The following is a 1,160-nucleotide window of genomic DNA, read 5'->3' as shown; positions in this document are numbered from 1 at the left end:
CCGCACGTCAACGTCGGCACCATCGGTCACGTTGACCATGGCAAGACCACTCTGACCGCTGCACTGACCAAGGTCTGCTCGGACACCTGGGGTGGTTCCGCTCGTGCTTTCGATCAGATCGACAACGCGCCGGAAGAAAAGGCCCGCGGTATCACCATCAACACCTCGCACGTTGAATACGATTCCGCTGTTCGTCACTACGCTCACGTTGACTGCCCCGGTCACGCCGACTACGTGAAGAACATGATCACCGGTGCTGCCCAGATGGACGGCGCGATCCTGGTTTGCTCTGCTGCCGACGGCCCCATGCCGCAGACCCGCGAGCACATCCTGCTGTCCCGCCAGGTAGGCGTTCCCTACATCGTCGTGTTCCTGAACAAGGCCGACATGGTCGACGACGCCGAGCTGCTGGAACTGGTCGAGATGGAAGTTCGCGATCTGCTGAACACCTACGACTTCCCGGGCGACGACACTCCGATCATCATCGGTTCCGCGCTGATGGCGCTGGAAGGCAAGGATGACAACGGTATCGGCGTAAGCGCCGTGCAGAAGCTGGTAGAGACCCTGGACTCCTACATTCCGGAGCCGGTTCGTGCCATCGACCAGCCGTTCCTGATGCCGATCGAAGACGTCTTCTCGATCTCCGGCCGCGGTACCGTGGTAACCGGTCGTGTAGAGCGCGGCATCATCAAGGTCCAGGAAGAAGTGGAAATCGTCGGCATCAAGGCGACCACCAAGACCACCTGCACCGGCGTTGAAATGTTCCGCAAGCTGCTCGACGAAGGTCGTGCTGGTGAGAACGTCGGTATCCTGCTGCGCGGCACCAAGCGTGAAGACGTAGAGCGTGGCCAGGTTCTGGCCAAGCCGGGCACCATCAAGCCGCACACCAAGTTCGAGTGCGAAGTGTACGTGCTGTCCAAGGAAGAAGGTGGTCGTCACACCCCGTTCTTCAAGGGCTACCGTCCGCAGTTCTACTTCCGTACCACCGACGTGACCGGTAACTGCGAGCTGCCGGAAGGCGTAGAGATGGTAATGCCGGGCGACAACATCAAGATGGTTGTCACCCTGATCGCTCCGATCGCCATGGAAGATGGCCTGCGCTTCGCGATCCGCGAAGGCGGCCGTACCGTTGGTGCCGGCGTGGTTGCCAAGATCATCGA

1 protein-coding gene is annotated in these 1,160 nt (G+C 60.5%); it reads left to right on the top strand.

The window, feature by feature from the left end:
* On the top strand, positions 1 to 1,160 hold a 1,160-nt coding region (gene tuf, locus HMPREF2886_RS02970; RefSeq protein ID WP_017001851.1), incomplete at both ends, for an elongation factor Tu.

It is taken from the genome of Pseudomonas sp. HMSC066A08, assembly GCF_001813025.1.
Lineage (GTDB): Bacteria > Pseudomonadota > Gammaproteobacteria > Pseudomonadales > Pseudomonadaceae > Pseudomonas > Pseudomonas aeruginosa.
Note: the sequence above shows the minus strand (reverse complement) of the source record. Positions and strands in the feature narration are given on the sequence as shown.